18 protein-coding genes are annotated in these 18,372 nt (G+C 60.8%); 13 read left to right on the forward strand and 5 right to left on the reverse strand.

From position 1 onward, the window contains the following. Nucleotides 1-253 precede the first annotated feature (253 nt). The 6 genes from rpsF (at nucleotide 254) to QOS90_RS03340 (ending at nucleotide 6,226) form a co-directional block, all read left to right on the forward strand. Nucleotides 254-679 (forward strand): 30S ribosomal protein S6, encoded by a 426-nt coding sequence (rpsF, locus tag QOS90_RS03315; protein ID WP_003249557.1) that lies wholly within the window; start codon nucleotides 254-256, stop codon nucleotides 677-679. Between the two features lie 28 nt (nucleotides 680-707). Next, the gene (rpsR, locus tag QOS90_RS03320; RefSeq protein ID WP_003249563.1) at nucleotides 708-938 is read left to right on the forward strand and encodes a 30S ribosomal protein S18; all 231 of its coding nucleotides are present in this window, start codon (nucleotides 708-710) and stop codon (nucleotides 936-938) included. 33 nt (nucleotides 939-971) lie between these two features. Then, nucleotides 972-1,835, forward strand: coding sequence for a hypothetical protein (locus tag QOS90_RS03325; RefSeq protein WP_085272312.1), 864 nt, complete (start codon nucleotides 972-974; stop codon nucleotides 1,833-1,835). Nucleotides 1,836-1,855: 20 nt separating this feature from the next. Beyond that, nucleotides 1,856-2,302, forward strand: coding sequence for a 50S ribosomal protein L9 (rplI, locus tag QOS90_RS03330; protein WP_012316464.1), 447 nt, complete (start codon nucleotides 1,856-1,858; stop codon nucleotides 2,300-2,302). A gap of 113 nt (nucleotides 2,303-2,415) precedes the next feature. After that, complete coding sequence (gene dnaB / locus QOS90_RS03335) at nucleotides 2,416-3,813, forward strand: replicative DNA helicase (protein ID WP_027592542.1); 1,398 nt, start codon at nucleotides 2,416-2,418, stop codon at nucleotides 3,811-3,813. Between the two features lie 112 nt (nucleotides 3,814-3,925). Beyond that, entirely contained in the window at nucleotides 3,926-6,226 is a 2,301-nt protein-coding gene (locus tag QOS90_RS03340; protein ID WP_085272313.1) for a YgiQ family radical SAM protein, read from the forward strand. Between the two features lie 134 nt (nucleotides 6,227-6,360). On the opposite strand, the gene QOS90_RS03345 is transcribed toward QOS90_RS03340, so the two are convergent. Continuing rightward, nucleotides 6,361-6,948, reverse strand: coding sequence for a cytokinin riboside 5'-monophosphate phosphoribohydrolase (locus QOS90_RS03345; protein WP_085272314.1), 588 nt, complete (start codon nucleotides 6,946-6,948; stop codon nucleotides 6,361-6,363). Between the two features lie 349 nt (nucleotides 6,949-7,297). On the opposite strand from QOS90_RS03345, the gene azu reads away from it, so the two are divergent. Beyond that, nucleotides 7,298-7,747 carry an azurin gene (gene azu / locus QOS90_RS03350; protein ID WP_043198099.1) on the forward strand — a complete coding sequence of 150 codons (450 nt, stop codon included), beginning with the start codon at nucleotides 7,298-7,300 and terminating at the stop codon, nucleotides 7,745-7,747. 111 nt (nucleotides 7,748-7,858) lie between these two features. Here azu and nadE read toward each other — a convergent pair whose 3' ends face one another. Together nadE and pncB are read right to left on the reverse strand one after the other, a co-directional pair. Next, nucleotides 7,859-8,686: an NAD(+) synthase gene (gene nadE, locus QOS90_RS03355; RefSeq protein WP_085272315.1), complete on the reverse strand. Its 828-nt coding sequence runs from the start codon at nucleotides 8,684-8,686 to the stop codon at nucleotides 7,859-7,861. 3 nt (nucleotides 8,687-8,689) lie between these two features. Continuing rightward, entirely contained in the window at nucleotides 8,690-9,895 is a 1,206-nt protein-coding gene (pncB, locus tag QOS90_RS03360) for a nicotinate phosphoribosyltransferase (protein WP_085272316.1), read from the reverse strand. 471 nt (nucleotides 9,896-10,366) lie between these two features. Between pncB and QOS90_RS03365 the strand changes: the two genes are divergently transcribed. The 6 genes from QOS90_RS03365 to QOS90_RS03390 all read left to right on the forward strand — a co-directional run bounded on the left by QOS90_RS03365 (nucleotide 10,367) and on the right by QOS90_RS03390 (nucleotide 16,836). Then, entirely contained in the window at nucleotides 10,367-11,503 is a 1,137-nt protein-coding gene (locus QOS90_RS03365; protein ID WP_027592548.1) for a branched-chain amino acid ABC transporter substrate-binding protein, read from the forward strand. Nucleotides 11,504-11,660: 157 nt separating this feature from the next. After that, entirely contained in the window at nucleotides 11,661-12,575 is a 915-nt protein-coding gene (locus QOS90_RS03370; protein ID WP_016489422.1) for an ABC transporter permease subunit, read from the forward strand. 2 nt (nucleotides 12,576-12,577) lie between these two features. Then, nucleotides 12,578-13,879, forward strand: coding sequence for a high-affinity branched-chain amino acid ABC transporter permease LivM (gene livM / locus QOS90_RS03375; RefSeq protein WP_027592549.1), 1,302 nt, complete (start codon nucleotides 12,578-12,580; stop codon nucleotides 13,877-13,879). Continuing rightward, the gene (locus QOS90_RS03380) at nucleotides 13,876-14,751 is read left to right on the forward strand and encodes an ABC transporter ATP-binding protein (RefSeq protein WP_027592550.1); all 876 of its coding nucleotides are present in this window, start codon (nucleotides 13,876-13,878) and stop codon (nucleotides 14,749-14,751) included. Before livM ends, QOS90_RS03380 begins: the two co-directional genes overlap by 4 nt. Next, the gene (locus QOS90_RS03385) at nucleotides 14,748-15,464 is read left to right on the forward strand and encodes an ABC transporter ATP-binding protein (RefSeq protein ID WP_027592551.1); all 717 of its coding nucleotides are present in this window, start codon (nucleotides 14,748-14,750) and stop codon (nucleotides 15,462-15,464) included. The genes QOS90_RS03380 and QOS90_RS03385 overlap by 4 nt, the downstream gene beginning before the upstream one ends. Before the next feature lie 604 nt (nucleotides 15,465-16,068). Next, nucleotides 16,069-16,836, forward strand: coding sequence for an SDR family oxidoreductase (locus tag QOS90_RS03390; RefSeq protein WP_027592552.1), 768 nt, complete (start codon nucleotides 16,069-16,071; stop codon nucleotides 16,834-16,836). 48 nt (nucleotides 16,837-16,884) lie between these two features. Here the strand turns inward: QOS90_RS03390 and QOS90_RS03395 are convergent, their stop codons facing one another. Both QOS90_RS03395 and QOS90_RS03400 read right to left on the reverse strand, forming a co-directional pair. Next, entirely contained in the window at nucleotides 16,885-17,130 is a 246-nt protein-coding gene (locus tag QOS90_RS03395; RefSeq protein WP_033693924.1) for a hypothetical protein, read from the reverse strand. Nucleotides 17,131-17,203: 73 nt separating this feature from the next. Further along, a complete protein-coding gene (locus QOS90_RS03400) occupies nucleotides 17,204-18,301 on the reverse strand; it encodes an AGE family epimerase/isomerase (protein ID WP_085272318.1) in 1,098 nt (365 codons plus the stop codon). Between the last annotated feature and the right edge of the window lie 71 nt (nucleotides 18,302-18,372).

An 18,372-nucleotide genomic window follows, 5' to 3' on the forward strand; every position in this document is an offset into this window, starting at 1 on the left:
CGCTCCCACAGGGTTCGCTGAGATCCCTGTAGGAGCGGGTTTACCCGCGAAGCGGCCAGTGCAGGCTAAAGTGTTTCGGGCTGTTCAAATAATCGCCAATTACCTTGCTTGTCCGCCCCGCCTTCTCTACAATTGCGCCCCTTGCCGAGCTGGCAGGCGCTCATGTGCCTCCCCTCCATGGCAAGACATACAGTGTCATTCACTCCTTGTCTGACCAGCGTTCTGGCAGACTACTAACCCGTAAGGAGCATTCATGCGTCATTACGAAATCATCTTTCTGGTTCACCCGGACCAGAGCGAGCAAGTCGGCGGCATGGTTGAGCGTTACACCAAGCTGATCGAAGAAGATGGTGGCAAAATCCACCGCCTGGAAGACTGGGGCCGTCGTCAACTGGCCTACGCAATCAACAATGTTCACAAGGCTCACTACGTGATGCTGAACGTTGAGTGCACCGGCAAGGCCCTGGCCGAGCTGGAAGACAACTTCCGCTACAACGATGCCGTGATCCGTAACCTGGTCATCCGTCGCGACGAAGCCGTAACCGGTCAGTCCGAGATGCTGAAGGCAGAAGAGAACCGCAGCGAGCGCCGTGAGCGTCGTGAGCGTCCTGAGCATGCTGACTCCGCCGAAGGCGATGACAGCAATGACAGCGACTCCAGCGATAACGCTGACGAGTAATCCACGGACCTTTTGAGGAGCCTATTACATGGCACGTTTCTTCCGTCGTCGTAAATTCTGCCGCTTCACTGCTGAAGACGTGAAAGAGATCGACTTCAAAGATCTCAACACCCTGAAAGCTTACGTATCCGAAACCGGCAAGATCGTTCCAAGCCGTATCACCGGTACCAAAGCTCGTTATCAGCGTCAGCTGGCTACCGCTATCAAGCGCGCCCGCTTCCTGGCCCTGCTGCCCTACACCGACAGCCACGGCCGCTGAGACCGGGTCGTCGACAAGCAGTAAGGGATAAGCATGCGAGCGTTAGCTGATTTCATCATGCGCGGTCGTGTGCAGGCCACCCTGGTGGTGGTCATCAGTGCAGTGTTACCGCTGTTGTTCTGGTTGAGTGCCGCTGCCGGAAGCCTCGTGCTTCTGCGGCGCGGGTTCAAGGATGCTTCAACGGTCATCGCGTTTGGGCTTTTGCCCGCGGTGGCCATCTGGGCCTTTGGCGACCCCAGTACCTTGCTGGTGCTGTTGGGGACGCTGGGGCTGGCCGCCTTGTTGCGTGCCGGGCATTCCTGGAGCCGGGTGTTGATGTTCAGTGTTGTGTTGGGGCTGGTTTACAGCCTCATCCTGGACACGGTACTGCGTGAAACCTTCGAGGTGTTGGCCAAGGCGCTTGTACAAGCCCTGCCACAAATCGAAGGCAAGCCGGTGATCCCCGGTGAGCTGATCGGCCCTGTGCTGGTCGCTTCAACGGCGGTGATGCTGCAGCTGTTCAGCGTGCTGGCTTTGATGCTGGCGCGTTATTGGCAGGCTGCGTTGTACAACCCTGGAGGCTTCGGTCGCGAGTTTCGCGCCTTGAAGTTGCCGCGGGTAACCATGCTGGCTTTGGTGGCCATGATGGTGCTGGGTCCGTTCATCGGGCCGCAGTTCATCGTCCTGGCCTCTGCGTCCAGCCTGGTGCTCGTCCTGGCCGGCATCGCCTTGATGCATGGGCTGGTGGCACAGGGCCGATTGGCCGGTTTCTGGCTGGTGGGCATGTACGTGACGCTGCCGCTGATCATGCAGCTGATTTATCCGTTGCTCGTGGTTTTGGCCATTGTCGACAGCCTGATTGATTTTCGCGGTCGCAAGTCCCCTGAGGGGAATGACTCCGCGAACGGTGAAGGTTAAAAGTTAAGAGGTTTTACCAAATGGAACTGATCCTGCTGGAAAAAGTCGCTAACCTGGGCAACCTGGGCGACAAAGTAAAAGTTAAGGCTGGTTACGGCCGTAACTTCCTGCTGCCATTCGGCAAGGCCACCGTTGCCAACGCCGCCAACCTGGCTGCGTTCGAAGAGCGTCGCGCCGAGCTGGAAAAAGCAGCTGCTGACCGTAAATCGTCGGCTGAAAGCCGCGCTGCCCAACTGGCTGAGCTGGAAGTGACCATCACTGCCACCGCTGGCGACGAAGGCAAGCTGTTCGGTTCGATCGGCACCCACGACATCGCTGACGCCCTGACCGCCTCCGGCGTTGAAGTGGCCAAAGCTGAAGTTCGTCTGCCGAACGGCACCATCCGTCAGGTTGGCGAATACGATGTAGCCGTGCACCTGCACAGCGACGTTGAAGCCACCGTACGTGTGGTCGTCGTAGCTGCCTAAGCTGCGCTGACTGGCTGGCCGCACGCGGCCCAGCCGGTTAACATCGGGCACGGTCCTGTCTTTCACAGGCCGTGCCCTTTGTCTTTTTCGTCCCCCAGAATTTATTCGTGGCCATGAACGAGATCACCACCTCCGAACAGCTTGACCTGCAAACCGCATCCCTGAAGGTGCCGCCGCATTCCATCGAGGCCGAACAGGCTGTGCTCGGTGGCCTGATGCTGGACAACAACGCCTGGGAGCGGGTACTGGATCAGGTGTCGGATGGCGATTTCTATCGGCATGACCACCGCCTGATCTTCCGCGCCATCCACAAGCTGGTCGACCTGAACCATCCGTTCGATGTGGTCACGTTGCACGAGCAGTTGGACAAGGAGGGCGTGTCGTCGCAAGTCGGCGGCCTGGCCTACCTGGCGGAGCTGGCCAAGAACACCCCGTCGGTGGCCAACATCAAGGCCTACGCCGCGATCATTCGCGAGCGGGCCACGTTGCGTCAGCTGATCAGCATCAGCACCGACATCGCCGACAACGCGTTCAACCCGCAAGGGCGCAACGCCGAAGAGATCCTTGACGACGCCGAACGGCAGATCTTCCAGATCGCCGAGGCCCGGCCGAAGACCGGTGGCCCGGTAGGGGTCAACGAGCTGTTGACCAAGGCCATCGACCGGATCGACACGCTGTTCAACTCCGACAGCGATATCACGGGTATCTCCACCGGGTATACCGACCTGGACGAGAAGACCAGTGGCTTGCAGGCAGCCGACCTGATCATCGTCGCCGGCCGTCCATCGATGGGTAAGACCACCTTCGCCATGAACCTGGTGGAAAACGCCGTGCTGCGCAGCGACAAGGCGGTGCTGGTGTTCTCCCTCGAGATGCCAGGCGAATCGCTGATCATGCGTATGCTCTCGTCCCTCGGCCGCATCGACCAGACCAAAGTCCGTTCCGGCCAGCTGGACGACGACGACTGGCCGCGCCTGACCTCGGCGGTCAACCTGCTCAACGACCGCAAGCTGTTCATCGACGATACCGCCGGCATCAGCCCGTCGGAAATGCGTGCGCGCACCCGCCGCCTGGCGCGTGAGCACGGTGAAATTGGCATGATCATGGTCGACTACCTGCAGCTGATGCAGATCCCGGGTTCTGCCGGCGACAACCGGACCAACGAGATTTCTGAGATCTCCCGCTCGCTCAAGGCCCTGGCCAAGGAATTCAACTGCCCGGTCATCGCCCTGTCGCAGCTGAACCGCTCCCTGGAACAGCGGCCGAACAAGCGCCCGGTGAACTCCGACTTGCGTGAATCGGGTGCAATCGAGCAGGACGCCGACGTGATCATGTTCGTCTACCGCGACGAGGTGTATCACCCGGAAACCGAGCACAAGGGCATTGCCGAGATCATCATCGGTAAACAGCGTAACGGCCCCATCGGCTTCATCCGCCTGGCCTTCATCGGCAAGTACACCCGCTTCGAGAACCTCGCGCCGGGTATGTACAACTTCGACGACGACGAATAAACGCAGGGTTTGCGTATTGCAGATGAATCCGACCTCTGCCGTCGGATTTGATCAAAATTTGTGCTATATTCCGCGCCCGCGATTTCCCTGAACACCAGAACCGGTCACTGACATGCAAGCAGCCAAACCACTCTACGACTATCCCAAGTACTGGGCCGAATGCTTCGGGCCAGCACCGTTCCTGCCCATGAGCAGGGAGGAGATGGATCAGCTCGGCTGGGATTCCTGCGACATCATCATCGTGACCGGGGACGCCTACGTCGACCACGCGTCGTTCGGCATGGCCATCATCGGCCGTCTGCTGGAGGCCCAGGGCTTCCGCGTGGGCATCATCGCCCAGCCAAACTGGCAGTCCAAAGACGACTTCATGAAGCTGGGCGAGCCGAACCTGTTCTTCGGCGTCGCGGCCGGCAACATGGATTCGATGATCAACCGCTACACCGCGGACAAGAAGATCCGTTCCGACGACGCCTACACCCCAGGCGGCATGGCCGGCAAGCGCCCGGACCGCGCCAGCCTGGTGTACAGCCAGCGTTGCAAGGAAGCCTACAAGCACGTGCCGATCGTGCTTGGTGGCATCGAGGCTTCGCTGCGCCGCATCGCCCATTATGACTACTGGCAGGACAAGGTCCGCCATTCGATCCTGATCGACGCCAGCGCCGACATCCTGCTGTACGGCAACGCCGAGCGGGCCATTGTCGAAGTCGCCCAGCGCCTGTCCCAGGGTGAGAGCATCGAACACATCACCGACGTGCGCGGCACCGCGTTCGTGCGCCGTGACACGCCGCAGGGCTGGTTCGAGATCGACTCCACCCGCATCGACCGCCCTGGCCGCGTCGACAAGATCATCAACCCCTACGTCAACACCCAAGACACCCAGGCGTGTGCCATCGAACAAGCCAAAGGTGACGTGGAAGACCCGAACGAAGCCAAGGTGGTGCAGATTCTCGACAGCCCGGGCATGACCCGCGACAAGTCGGTGATCCGCCTGCCGTCGTTCGAGAAGGTGCGTAACGACCCGGTGCTGTATGCCCACGCCAACCGCGTGCTGCACCTGGAAACCAACCCAGGCAACGCCCGCGCCCTGGTGCAGAAGCATGGCGAAGTGGACGTGTGGTTCAACCCGCCACCCATCCCCATGACCACCGAAGAAATGGACTACGTGTTTGGCATGCCTTACGCACGTGTTCCGCACCCGGCCTATGGCAAAGAGCGCATCCCGGCGTACGAGATGATCCGCTTCTCGGTGAACATCATGCGTGGCTGCTTCGGTGGCTGCACCTTCTGCTCGATCACCGAGCACGAAGGTCGCATCATCCAGAACCGCTCCCACGAGTCGATCCTGAACGAGATCGAGGAGATGCGTGACAAGGTGCCGGGCTTCACCGGCGTGGTTTCCGACCTTGGCGGCCCGACCGCCAACATGTACCGCATCGCCTGTAAGAGCCACGAGATCGAGAAGCACTGCCGCAAGCCGTCGTGCGTGTTCCCGGGTATCTGTGAAAACCTCAACACCGACCACAGCTCGTTGATCGAGCTGTACCGCAAGGCGCGTGCTTTGCCGGGTGTGAAGAAGATCCTGATCGCCTCGGGCCTGCGTTATGACCTGGCGGTCGAGTCGCCGGAGTACGTCAAGGAGCTGGTCACCCACCACGTGGGCGGCTACCTGAAGATTGCCCCGGAGCACACCGAGCGTGGCCCGCTGGACAAGATGATGAAGCCGGGCATCGGCACCTATGACCGCTTCAAGCGCATGTTCGAGAAGTTCTCGAAAGAGGCGGGCAAGGAGCAGTACCTGATCCCGTACTTCATTGCCGCGCACCCAGGCACCACCGACGAAGACATGATGAACCTGGCCCTGTGGCTCAAGGGCAACGGCTTCCGCGCTGACCAGGTGCAGGCCTTCTACCCGTCGCCCATGGCGTCGGCCACGGCCATGTACCACTCGGGCAAGAACCCGCTGCGCAAGGTGACCTACAAGAGCGAAGGCGTGGAGATCGTCAAGAGCGAGGAGCAGCGCCGTCTGCACAAGGCGTTCTTGCGCTATCACGATCCGAAGGGCTGGCCGATGCTGCGTGAGGCGCTGGAGCGCATGGGCCGTGCCGATTTGATCGGGCCGGGCAAGCACCAGCTGATTCCGCTGCACCAGCCGCAGTCCGACAGCTACCAGAGCGCCCGCCGCAAGAACTCGACGCCGGCTGGCAGCCACAAGGTGGCCAAGGAGCAGAAGATCCTGACCCAGCACACCGGCCTGCCACCGCGTGGCAGCGATGGCAGCAAGCCGTGGGACAAGCGTGAGAAGGCCAAGGCCGAGGCATTTGCCCGCAACCAGCAGGCGGCCAAAGAGCGCAAGGAAGCGGCCAAGGGTGGCGGCAAGGGTAAGAAGCCGCGTCAGCCCGTTATTCCGCGCTGAGGCTTGAAGGGGGCCGCTTTGCGGCCCATCGCAGGCAAGCCAGCTCCTACAGGTACAGCGCAGGCCTTGAATGCTGCATTGTATCTGTAGGAGCTGGCTTGCCTGCGATGGGCTGCAAAGCAGCCCCTTTCAGTTCAATCCGGCTGCTTGTCGACCCACTTCGGCGCTACCGGCGCGACGAATTCACTCATCCCATCCAGCAATGCATCCGCCTGCTGCCCCAGCAGCAACATCGCCCGATGCTGCGGCCGCACGAAGCCTTCCTCGACGATATGGTCAAGGAACCCGCCCAGCTTTTCATAAAAGCCATTCACATCGAGCAGGCCCAGCGGCTTGGCGTGATAGCCCAGTTGCCCCCAGGTCCACACCTCGAACAACTCCTCCAGCGTACCCAGCCCACCCGGCAGCGCAATGAAGGCATCGCTGAGTTCGGCCATGCGCGCCTTGCGCGCGTGCATGCCATCGACCACCTCCAGGCGGCTCAGGCCCTTGTGGCCCACCTCGGCGTCCAGCAGGCTTTGCGGGATGATCCCGACCACTTCGCCGCCCGCAGCCATGGCAGCATCGGCCACGATGCCCATCAAGCCGACAGCGCCGCCACCATAAACCAGGGTCAGGCCGCGCCGGGCGATGGCCTGGCCCAGGGCGACGGCCGCTTCACGGTAAGCAGGGTTGGCGCCGATGCTGGCGCCGCAGAAGACACACACGGAACGTACACGCATTGCTTATCTCCAATCACTCAGGATGACAGGGTACGGCGCATGCCTGGCCGTTCCAAGGCCGGTGTCATTCCGGCCGGGAGAATTCGCAGACAGCACCCGTGGCACCCTGGGCATAGGCGGCAAGCAGGCTGTTCATGAAGCTGGAAATGCGCATTTGGTATTGCTCCTAAATGAGAGGTTGTCCCATCCTCCAATAAAAGGGCATGATGTGCCCTTAGATTGGTTGTATACAATCCATTGAACAATTCTACTGGCTGGCCACTTGACACCCCCTTGACCCATATCAGAAAGGGGCTGAACGGTTTCAGGCAGTCTCGCAATTGATAAAACCCTGCCAAGGAGATTCATGATGTTTGCGAAAGCTGTAGCGGTATCCCTGCTGACCCTCGCCAGCGCCTCTGTCTTCGCAGCCGAATGCTCGGTGACTGTCGAATCGACGGACCAGATGTCCTATACCACCAAGGAATTCACCGTCGACAAGAGCTGCAAGGAGTTCACCGTCAAACTGACCCACTCCGGCAACCTGCCGAAGAACGTCATGGGCCATAACCTGGTGATCAGCAAGACGGCTGACATGCAGGGTATTGCCACTGAAGGCATGAGCCAGGGCATCGAAAAGGGCTACCTGAAAGAAGACAACGCCAACATCATCGCCCACACCGCGATGATCGGTGCGCCGGAGAAAGAAACCGAAGTGAAGTTCGACACGTCCAAGCTGGAAGCCGGTGGCGACTACAGCTTCTTCTGCACCTTCCCGGGCCACATCTCGATGATGAAGGGCAAGGTTGTCGTCAAGTAATCAAAAGCTGACGCGGTAACCTGTGGGAGCGGGTTTACCCGCGAATGCGTCGGTGACTCCACCATCGCATTCGCGGGTAAACCCGCTCCCACAGGTCCTTCTACAGTCTGATCAAGGCGCGAACGGCAGTTCGCGCTTGTGCTGGGTCTTGCGGTAGGTCGCAACGATGATGTCGAACGCTGCCTGATCAACCGGCTGCCCCTGCAGGAACGCATCGATCTGCTCATACGTCACGCCATGTGACGCCTCGTCCGGCTTGCCCGGCTCAAGGTCTTCCAGGTCCGCTGTCGGCACCTTCTCCACCAGCGATTCCGGCGCACCAAAGCGGCGCGCAATGGCCCGTACCTGGTTTTTCACCAGCCCGCTCAGCGGGGCCAGGTCGCAGGCACCATCACCAAACTTGGTAAAGAAACCCATCACCGCTTCGGCGGCATGGTCAGTGCCGATCACCAGACCTGCACGGGCGCCGGCGATGGTGTATTGGGCGACCATACGGGTACGTGCCTTGAGGTTGCCGACAACGAAGTCCACCAGCGTCGGCGAGCCGTTTTTCAGTTCCACCACCTCAGCTGCCAACGCTTTCACTGCCGGTGCAATGTCGACGGTGTGCACTTCATCGGCCTTGATCACGTCAAGGCACGCTTGGGCGTCATGCTCGTCATGCTGCACCTGATAGGGCAAGCGCACGGCAATGAAGGTGTAGGCCTTATCGCCGGTTTCGGCACGCAGCTCGTTGATCGCGCGCTGGGCAAGCAGGGCAGCGGTCAGTGAGTCGACACCGCCACTGATGCCCAGTACCAGCGTCTTGAGCCGGGCATTGGCCAGGCAATCCTTAATGAACGCCACGCGCCGAGCCACTTCGTTGTCGAGCGCGGCGGCATCGGCGAACGGTGGCTGCACCTTGAGCGCTTGGGCAATCTCTCGCTGAACGGCTTGCATGGGTTACTCCTTGCTGGGGATTTTGAAAACGTGGCGCATGTAGGCAACGAAGTTCTCGTCACGGCACTGGGTCTTGGCCGCCTCGTCAGAGATTTTCGCCACCGGCGAGCCATTGCAGTCGGTCATTTTAAGCACGATGTTCATCGGCGCCACACCCGGTATGTCGCAGGTCAGGTTGGTGCCGATGCCGAAACTGACGTTGATGCGGCCGCGCAGGGCACGGAAGATTTCCAGCGAACGGGTCAGGTTGAGGCCGTCGGAAAACACCAGGGTCTTGGTCATCGGGTCGATACCCAGCTTCTGGTAATGGACGATGGCCTTTTCCGCCCAGGCCACTGGCTCGCCCGAATCGTGGCGCAGGCCGTCGAACAGCTTGGCGAAGTACAAATCGAAATCGCCGAGGAAGGCGTCCATGGTGATGCAGTCGGTCAGGGCGATGCCCAGCAGGCCGCGGTACTCGCGTACCCAGCAGTCCAGCGCGGCGCTCTGGCTGTCGATCAAGCGCGGGCCGAGCTGTTGGTGCGCCATGATCCATTCGTGGGCCATGGTGCCCAGCGGCTTGATATCCAGTTTCCATGCCAGGTCGACGTTGCTGGTGCCCACGAAACGGGCCGGGAAGTCATCACGCAGCACCCGTACCACCTCTTCCTGAACACGGCTGGAAAACCGCCGGCGGGTGCCGAAATCGGCCACTTGCAGGTCGGCCAGCTCGTCGTCACTGGCATGCGCGCGCAGCCAGTCGAACTTGCGGTACAGCTGGTCGCGGGCTTCGGCCAGGCGCATGTGCGGGTGCAGGTGGCGGTTGCGCACTTCGCTGATGATGGCCAACAAGGGCACTTCAAACAGGATCACGTGCAGCCAGGGGCCACGCAGGCGTAGGAACAGTTGATCGTTTTCGATGCCAATGCGCACGTAGCGCAGGTTGAAGCGGAACAGGCGCAGAAACCGCAGGAAGTCTGGCTTGAGAAAGCTGATACGTTCCAGAAAGCCCAGTTGGCCTTCATCCAGGGTCAGGTCGCTGAGCAGTTCGAGCTGGTTGCGGATCTCGCCGAGGTAAGGGCGCAGGTCTTCGCCGTTGCGGCAGCGAAACTCCCATTCCACGTCGGCGTCCGGGTAGTTGTGCAGCACACCCTGCATCATGGTGAGTTTGTAGAAGTCGGTGTCGAGCAGGTTGTGCACGATGCGCTCGGCGAATGCGCTCTCGCTCATCAAGGGTGGCTCCGGAAGCGGCGAATGGCGGCCATTGTGCCAGCCTTTTGCATTTTCATGTTTCTGCTGCGGCCCATTCGCGGGCAAGCCCGCTCCCATCTGGCCGGCATAACGGCCAAAACAGAGGTGTTTTTCCGTGCACCCGCTAGCCTTGAAACAGTGCTGCCTGTAGCAGTCGCGCACCAGCGGTGTGCACTTCGGTGACGTTGGCTGTTACAGGGCGGTTGCACGTAAACACTTGCCAGGGTTGCAATGATGGCACTTCACGGTTGCTCCTTGTCTGTACGTGTGGTGGCGCCTGCCGCGCGGCAGACGGTTGCACGCTCAATAAAGAAAAGGCCGTCGGTCGCCTGCCAGCCGCCCTGGCTGTGTGATTTCCCGGAATACAAAACCAATGGCACGGCCCTTGCTCTGAGCACAGGGTTGAGAAGTTGTAGTGCCAACCAAAAAAAACTCTAGGAGCACCACCTCATGTCGCAGACGTTTTACAAGAAAGGTTTCCTGGCTCTGGCCGTCGCTACGGCACTGGGTATTTCTTCGTATGTTCAGGCCGACATCAAGATCGGCGTCGCAGGCCCGATGACCGGTGCCAACGCAGCGTTTGGCGAGCAGTACATGAAAGGTGCCCAGGCGGCAGCCGACAAGATCAACGCCGAAGGTGGGGTCAACGGCGAGAAGATCGTCCTGGTGAAGGGCGATGATGCCTGCGAACCGAAACAAGCCGTGGCCGTGGCCAACCGCCTGGTCGACCAGGACAAAGTGGCAGGGGTGGTCGGCCACTTCTGCTCCTCCAACACCATCCCTGCTTCCGAGGTGTACGACGAAGCCGGTGTGATCGCCATCACCCCAGGCTCGACCAACCCGCAGGTGACCGAGCGCGGCCTTTCCGCCATGTTCCGCATGTGTGGCCGTGACGACCAGCAGGGCATCGTTGCCGGTGACTACATCGTCGATGTGCTCAAAGGCAAGAAGGTGGCCGTGCTGCACGACAAGGACACCTACGGCCAAGGCCTGGCCGATGCCACCAAGGCGCAGCTCGAGAAGCGTGGCGTGAAGCCTGTGCTGTACGAAGGCCTGACCCGCGGCGAGAAAGACTTCAGCGCCGTGGTCACCAAGATCCGCTCCACCGGCGCCGACGTGGTCTATTTCGGTGGCCTGCACCCAGAGGCCGGCCCACTGGTACGCCAGCTGCGTGAGCAAGGCCTGAAGGACGTCAAGTTCATGTCCGATGATGGCATCGTCACCGACGAACTGGTGTCCACGGCGGGTGGTGCACAGTACGTCGATGGCGTGTACATGACCTTCGGCGCCGACCCGCGCCTGCTGCCGGACAGCAAGGCCGTGGTGGAAGAGTTCCGCAAGAACGGTACCGAGCCTGAAGGCTACACCCTGTACGCCTATGCCTCGTTGCAGGCGCTTGCCGCCGCGTTCAACGGTGCCAAGTCGAACAAAGGCGAAGACGCCGCCAAATGGCTCAAGGCTAACCCGGTCAAGACCGTCATGGGCGAGAAGAAGTGGGACAGCAAGGGCGACCTGACCGTCTCCGACTACGTGGTCTACCAGTGGGACAAAGACGGTAAATACCACCAGCTGGAAAAACAAAAATAATAACGGCTACCGGCCCGGGTGCTTACTGCCCCGGGCTGCAGCCCCGCGGTACCTGTCTTTATCCGTAGATCTGCACAGTTCTGCGCTGCGAGGGCCGCTGCATTCAGGGCCCGCCGTGGTAGGCGCTCGTGCAATCTCAATCAGGTGAGATTGCGTTATGGATGGTATTTTTCTGCAGCAACTGGTCAACGGCCTGACCCTCGGGTCGGTCTATGGCCTGATCGCCATCGGCTACACAATGGTCTATGGCATCATCGGCATGATCAACTTCGCGCACGGCGAGGTGTATATGATTTCCGCGTACCTCGCGGCGATCAGCCTGGCATTGCTGGCCTATTTCGGCGTCGAATCGTTCCCGCTTCTGATGCTGGGCACGCTGTTGTTCACCGTCGTCGTCACGGGCGTCTATGGCTTCACCATCGAACGCATCGCCTACAAACCCCTGCGCAACTCCACCCGTCTGGCACCGCTGATCAGTGCCATCGGCATCTCGCTGATCCTGCAAAACTATGCACAGATCAGCCAGGGCGCCCGCCAGCAGGGCGTGCCAACCCTGCTTGAAGGCGCCTTGCGGGTAGAAGTCGGCACCGGCTTCGTGCAATTGACCTACACCAAGATCTTCATCCTGATTGCCGCATTCGTCGGCATGGGCCTGCTGACCTATGTGATCAAGTACACCAAGCTCGGCCGCATGTGCCGCGCCACGCAGCAAGATCGCAAGATGGCTTCGATCCTGGGCATCAACACCGATCGGGTGATTTCCTACGTATTCGTCATCGGTGCAGTCATGGCCGCACTGGCGGGTGTGCTGATCACCATGAACTACGGCACCTTCGACTTCTATGCCGGCTTCATCATTGGCATCAAGGCGTTCACGGCGGCGGTATTGGGCGGCATCGGTTCGCTACCGGGGGCCATGCTCGGCGGCATCATTCTCGGCATCTCCGAGTCGCTGTTCTCTGGCCTGATCAACTCCGACTACAAGGACGTATTCAGCTTCTCGCTGCTGGTGATGATCCTCATCTTCCGTCCCCAAGGCCTGCTGGGTCGCCCGCTCGTGGCTAAGGTGTGAACATGTCCACTGCCAAAACTGCCCCTGTTTCCGAAACCCATGGTTTCGACCTCAAACGCAGCCTGCTGGAGACCTTCGTCGCCGGCCTGCTGGCGCTCATTGTCTTTGGCCCGGTCGTCGGCGTGGTGCTCGACGGCTACAGCTTCAACGCCGAACCCCGCCGCGTGGCGTGGCTGGTTGGCGGGGTGATGGTCGGGCGCTTCCTGCTCAGCCTGTACCTGCAGACAGGCGCCGGGCGGCGCATGCTCCAAGGCTTCGACAACGGTGGCTCGGGCGTGCATGTGAACGCGCCGGACTACAAGTCGCGGCTGCGCTACATCATCCCGGCGCTGGTGGTGATTGCCATCGTCTTCCCAATCTTTGCCAACAAGTACCTGCTGACCGTGGTCATCCTCGGCCTGATCTACGTGTTGCTGGGCCTTGGCCTGAACATCGTGGTCGGCCTGGCGGGCCTGCTCGACCTGGGTTACGTGGCGTTCTACGCCATCGGCGCCTACGGCCTGGCGTTAGGCTACCAGTACCTGGGCCTGGGCTTCTGGAGCGTGCTGCCGCTGGCGGCGATCGCGGCGGCGCTGGCGGGGTGCATACTCGGCTTCCCGGTGTTACGCATGCACGGTGACTACCTGGCGATCGTGACCCTGGGCTTTGGCGAGATCATCCGCCTGGTGCTGAACAACTGGCTGTCGTTCACCGGTGGCCCGAACGGCATGCCGGCACCGTCGCCGACCTTCTTTGGCCTGGAATTCGGCCGCCGGGCCAAGGACGGTGGGGTGCCGATCCATGAGTTTCTTGGCATCGATTACAACGCCAACCTGAAGTTCGTGTTCATCTACGCCGTGCTGTTCCTGGTGGTGCTGGCAGTGCTGTACATCAAGCACCGGTTGACCCGCATGCCGGTCGGCCGCGCCTGGGAAGCCCTGCGTGAAGACGAGATCGCCTGCCGCTCGATGGGCCTGAACCACGTGCTGGTCAAGCTTTCGGCGTTCACCCTGGGGGCTTCCACCGCGGGCCTGGCGGGCGTGTTCTTCGCCACGTACCAGGGCTTCGTCAACCCGTCGTCGTTCACTTTCTTCGAGTCGGCGCTGATCCTCGCCATCGTCGTGTTGGGTGGCATGGGCTCGACCGTCGGTGTGGTGATCGCAGCGTTCGTGCTGACCGTGGCGCCAGAGCTGCTGCGCAGCTTCTCCGAGTACCGCGTGCTGCTGTTTGGCGTATTGATGGTGTTGATGATGATCTGGCGACCGCGTGGGCTGATCCGCATCAGTCGTACCGGTGTGGTCCCGCGTAAAGGAGTGGCGCCATGAACGACGATATCATTCTGTCGGTCGACAACCTGATGATGCAGTTTGGCGGCATCAAGGCGCTGAGTGACGTGAGCCTCAAGGTCCGGCGCAACCAGATCTTCGCGCTGATCGGCCCCAACGGTGCGGGCAAGACCACGGTGTTCAACTGCCTGACCGGCTTCTACAAAGCCAGCGGCGGGCGTATCGAACTGAACGTGCGCGGCAGCCAGACCAACGTCATCCAGTTGCTCGGCGAGCGCTTCCAGGCGACGGACTTCGTTTCGCCCGCGCGCTTTGCCAACCGCCTGTACTACAAGATGTTCGGCGGCACCCACCTGGTGAACCGCGCCGGCCTCGCCCGGACCTTCCAGAACATTCGCCTGTTCAAGGAAATGTCGGTGGTGGAGAACCTGTTGGTGGCCCAGCACATGTGGGTCAACCGCAACCTGCTGGCCGGGGTGCTCAACACCAAGGCCTACCGCAAGGCCGAGAGCGATGCCCTCGACCATGCGTTCTATTGGCTGGAGGTGGTCGACCTGGTCGATTGCGCCAACCGCTTGGCCGGTGAGTTGTCTTATGGCCAGCAGCGTCGCCTGGAAATCGCCCGGGCCATGTGCACGCGGCCGAAGATCATCTGCCTGGACGAACCGGCTGCCGGCCTCAACCCGCAGGAAACCGAGGCGCTCAGTGGCATGATCCGCGTGCTGCGTGACGAGCACGACATCACCGTGGTGCTGATCGAGCACGACATGGGCATGGTCATGAGCATTTCCGACCATATCGTCGTGCTTGACCATGGCAACGTGATCGCCGAAGGCGCGCCACAGGAAATCCGCAACAACCCGACGGTGATTGCCGCCTACCTGGGTGCAGACGAAGAGGAACTGGTATGAGTGCACCCATTCTCGAGCTGAAGGAGCTGGATGTGTTCTACGGGCCGATCCAGGCCCTGAAGAAGGTGTCGATGCACATCAACGAAGGCGAGACGGTGAGCCTGATCGGTGCCAACGGTGCCGGCAAATCGACCTTGCTGATGTCGATTTTCGGCCAGCCGCGCGCGTCTTCGGGGCACATCGTTTACCGGGGCACAGACATCACCCGCAAGTCGTCGCATTACATCGCTTCCAACGGTATTGCGCAGTCACCTGAGGGGCGGCGGGTGTTCCCCGACATGACCGTCGAGGAAAACCTGATGATGGGCACCATCCCGATTGGCGACAAATACGCCAAGGAGGACATGGAGCGGATGTACGAGCTGTTCCCGCGGTTGAAGGAGCGGCGCACCCAGCGGGCCATGACCATGTCGGGGGGCGAGCAGCAGATGCTCGCCATCGCCCGCGCGTTGATGAGCCGGCCGAAGCTGTTGCTGCTCGATGAGCCCTCGCTGGGGCTGGCGCCGATCGTGGTCAAGCAGATCTTCGCCACCTTGCGTGAGTTGGCCAAGACGGGGATGACCATCTTCCTCGTTGAGCAGAACGCCAACCATGCGCTGAAGTTGTCGGACCGGGCGTATGTGATGGTCAACGGGCAGATCCGCATGACGGGCACCGGCCAGGAGTTGTTGGTGAACGAAGAAGTGCGCAGCGCCTATTTGGGCGGGCACTGAGTGGTAACACTGGGGCCGCCTAGCGGCCCCAGTGCTTCAAGCCGAATGTGGACAACTTGTCGCACACCCTTCTTCAGCCTCTCCAAAAACCCTTCTCAAGCCATTGTTTCCACAGCCTTGTTTTACCCACGGATAATGTGGAACCGCCTGTGGAAAACATGGGTGCACCTCGCTACAGCCCTTTGTTATCAAGCCTTGTAGGGTGTTGATCGTTTTTTGATCGCTTTGCCCTTGTGGATGATTTTTCACGGTTTTTTACTCACAGGCTGCTGCATTCGAGGCCTGGTAAAACCTGTGGGTAAGTCTGTGCAAAAACCTTGGACAGACCGCTGCAAGCGGCATGGTTGAAAGCCTTGCGCCATCACCTCAGAGATATCCACCGGCCGTGGATCGCTGAAAGGGTTCCGCGAACTCGATAAGTTGCCCCCAATCCGTGGGGAAAGCCTTGTGGATAACGTGCGCATAGCTGGCGCGAAGCCCTCTGCTACGCGGCTTTGGCAGGTATGATCATTTTTTGACCAATGGCTTCAATGGCTTGCTGCCTGCGTGGTACGAAGGCATGCTGCAAACCCTGCCGAAAATAATCCACAGCGAGGAACACAGCATGACGTCCACCGTATTCATCACTGGCGCGACTTCCGGTTTCGGCGAGGCCACCGCCCGACGTTTTGCACAGGCCGGCTGGAAGCTGATCCTCACCGGTCGCCGCAAGGAGCGCCTGGATGCGCTGTGCGCAGAACTGTCAGCCCAGACCGAGGTGCACGGGCTGGTGCTCGATGTGCGCGACCGCAACGCCATGGAGGCGGCCATCGGTAACCTGCCGCCTGGGTTCGATAAACTGCGTGGCCTGGTCAACAACGCTGGCCTGGCCCTGGGCGTGGATGCGGCGCAGAACTGCAGCCTGGACGACTGGGAAACCATGGTCGACACCAACATCAAGGGCCTGATGTACACCACGCGCCTGCTGCTGCCCCGGTTGATCGCCCACGGGCGTGGTGCGTCGATCCTCAACGTCGGGTCGGTGGCGGGCAATTACCCGTACCCGGGCAGCAACGTGTATGGCGGCACCAAGGCGTTCGTCGGGCAGTTCTCGCTGAGCCTGCGTTGCGACCTGCGCGGCACGGGCGTGCGCGTCAGTAACATCGAGCCGGGGCTGTGCGAGAGCGAGTTCTCGCTGGTGCGTTTCGGTGGCGACCAGGCCAAGTACGACGCCACCTACGCAGGTGCCGAGCCGATCCAGCCGCAGGATATTGCCGAGACCATCTTCTGGATTCTCAACCAGCCGGCGCACATCAACATCAACAGCCTGGAGCTGATGCCGGTGAGCCAGGACTGGGCAGGGTTCTCGATCGATCGGTCGGTCAAGGGCTGATCAGCAGCATGGGCGGGTAAAAAGCCTGCCCATGCTGCTTCACGGCTTTCAGTGGTCGCGGAAGGTTTTGTCTGAATCGAGAAGGTGCAAGGCTTGCAGCATATCGTTGACGACATCAGCGAGCATGGCATCTTCTCTGGTTGGGTGCCCCTCGGCATACCTCAGCAGGCTTGAAAGCAGGCGCAGCTTTTGCTCGTGGAGCAGCTTGTTCTTCTCAAGCTTCGAGGTCGTGACATCCTTTTCGGTAGCAGCAATTTGCTTTTCAAAGTGAGCCTTCAGCGTTTCATTGCTCATGGCCGAACTCCTATCAATGGAGTCCTTACGCTATCAACGCGTCACGAGAACGGAAACTGGTAAAAATGTCAGGTCATTGCAAGCGCTGAAGCCCTTCCAGGCAAGTCGCCAAGTGATAAGGCGTAGTCGAAGGCATGTCATGTCGGCTAACCGCACCCTCGCCATCCCGGCACTCATACCAGCCGCCTTCATGCAGGAATCGCTGCTCCATCGCCTGCAACTGCGCAGCCAGTTTCGCCTCATTCCCCGACCGCAACGCCAGCGCCCGCAGGTACTCCGCCTGGGCCCAGATCCGTTGGGTGGCGTCGAGCACCTTGCCGTCCACCGCGAGCATCGACAGCACCGCGGAATCTTTAACCCCGTACTGCTCGGCGTATTCGAAGGCGCGGGCAATGGAGCCATGCAGTGGCGTGCCACGTAGCAGGGGCGAGGTATCGAGCAGGTAAAACCACTCGAACTGATGACCCGGTTCGAACCAGTTATCCACAGCGCCGTTTGGCTTTTCCAGCATCAGGCCATGCTGCGGTTCGATGAACTGCGCCTGCAGGGCCTCGCACAGGTGCAGCAGGGCCTGCTGCACGCCTTCATCCTCACGCACGGCAAGCACCTGCAGGAACGCTTCGGCCAGGTGCATCTGCGGATTCTGCAGCGGGCCGCTGCCCAGGTCGGACCAGTCTTCACCGAGGCTCGCCTCGTACAAGCCGTCGTCGCGGGCGAACTGCTCGCTGACGATTTCCAGCGCAGCGTTCAGTGCAGACTCCACCAGGCTCTCGCGAACCTTGCCCCAGTAATGGGCGCAGGCAAACACGATGAACGCATGGGTGTAGAGGTCTTTGCGGCGGTCCAGCGGCTTGCCTTCGGCATCGATGCTGTAGAACCAGCCACCGTGCTCGGCATCGTGAAAATGCCGCTGCAACGAACGGAACAACGCCGCCGCTCGCGCTGCCGCGCCGGGTTGCTCGATGCGGCTGCTGAACAGGTACAGTTGGCGAGCGCAGGCCATCGCCCGGTAGCGTTGCACGGGCAATGGCCGGTGCTGGGCGTCCAGGGCTTCGAAGGGCAGGGCCATTTCGTCGTTCCAGCCCGGGCCTTGCCACAGCGGCACGATACGCTCGGCGAAGTGCTGGTTGAAGCGGGCCAGTTCGGGCGGAGTGGGGCGGGGGTCGGACATGAAAGCGCTCGTCACAATCGGGCAGTGCGCCATGGTAGCAGAACTGGGGTTTTGGGTTGTTTACACGGGCC

The organism is Pseudomonas sp. LAIL14HWK12:I10, from assembly GCF_900184205.1.
Classification (GTDB): domain Bacteria; phylum Pseudomonadota; class Gammaproteobacteria; order Pseudomonadales; family Pseudomonadaceae; genus Aquipseudomonas; species Aquipseudomonas kermanshahensis.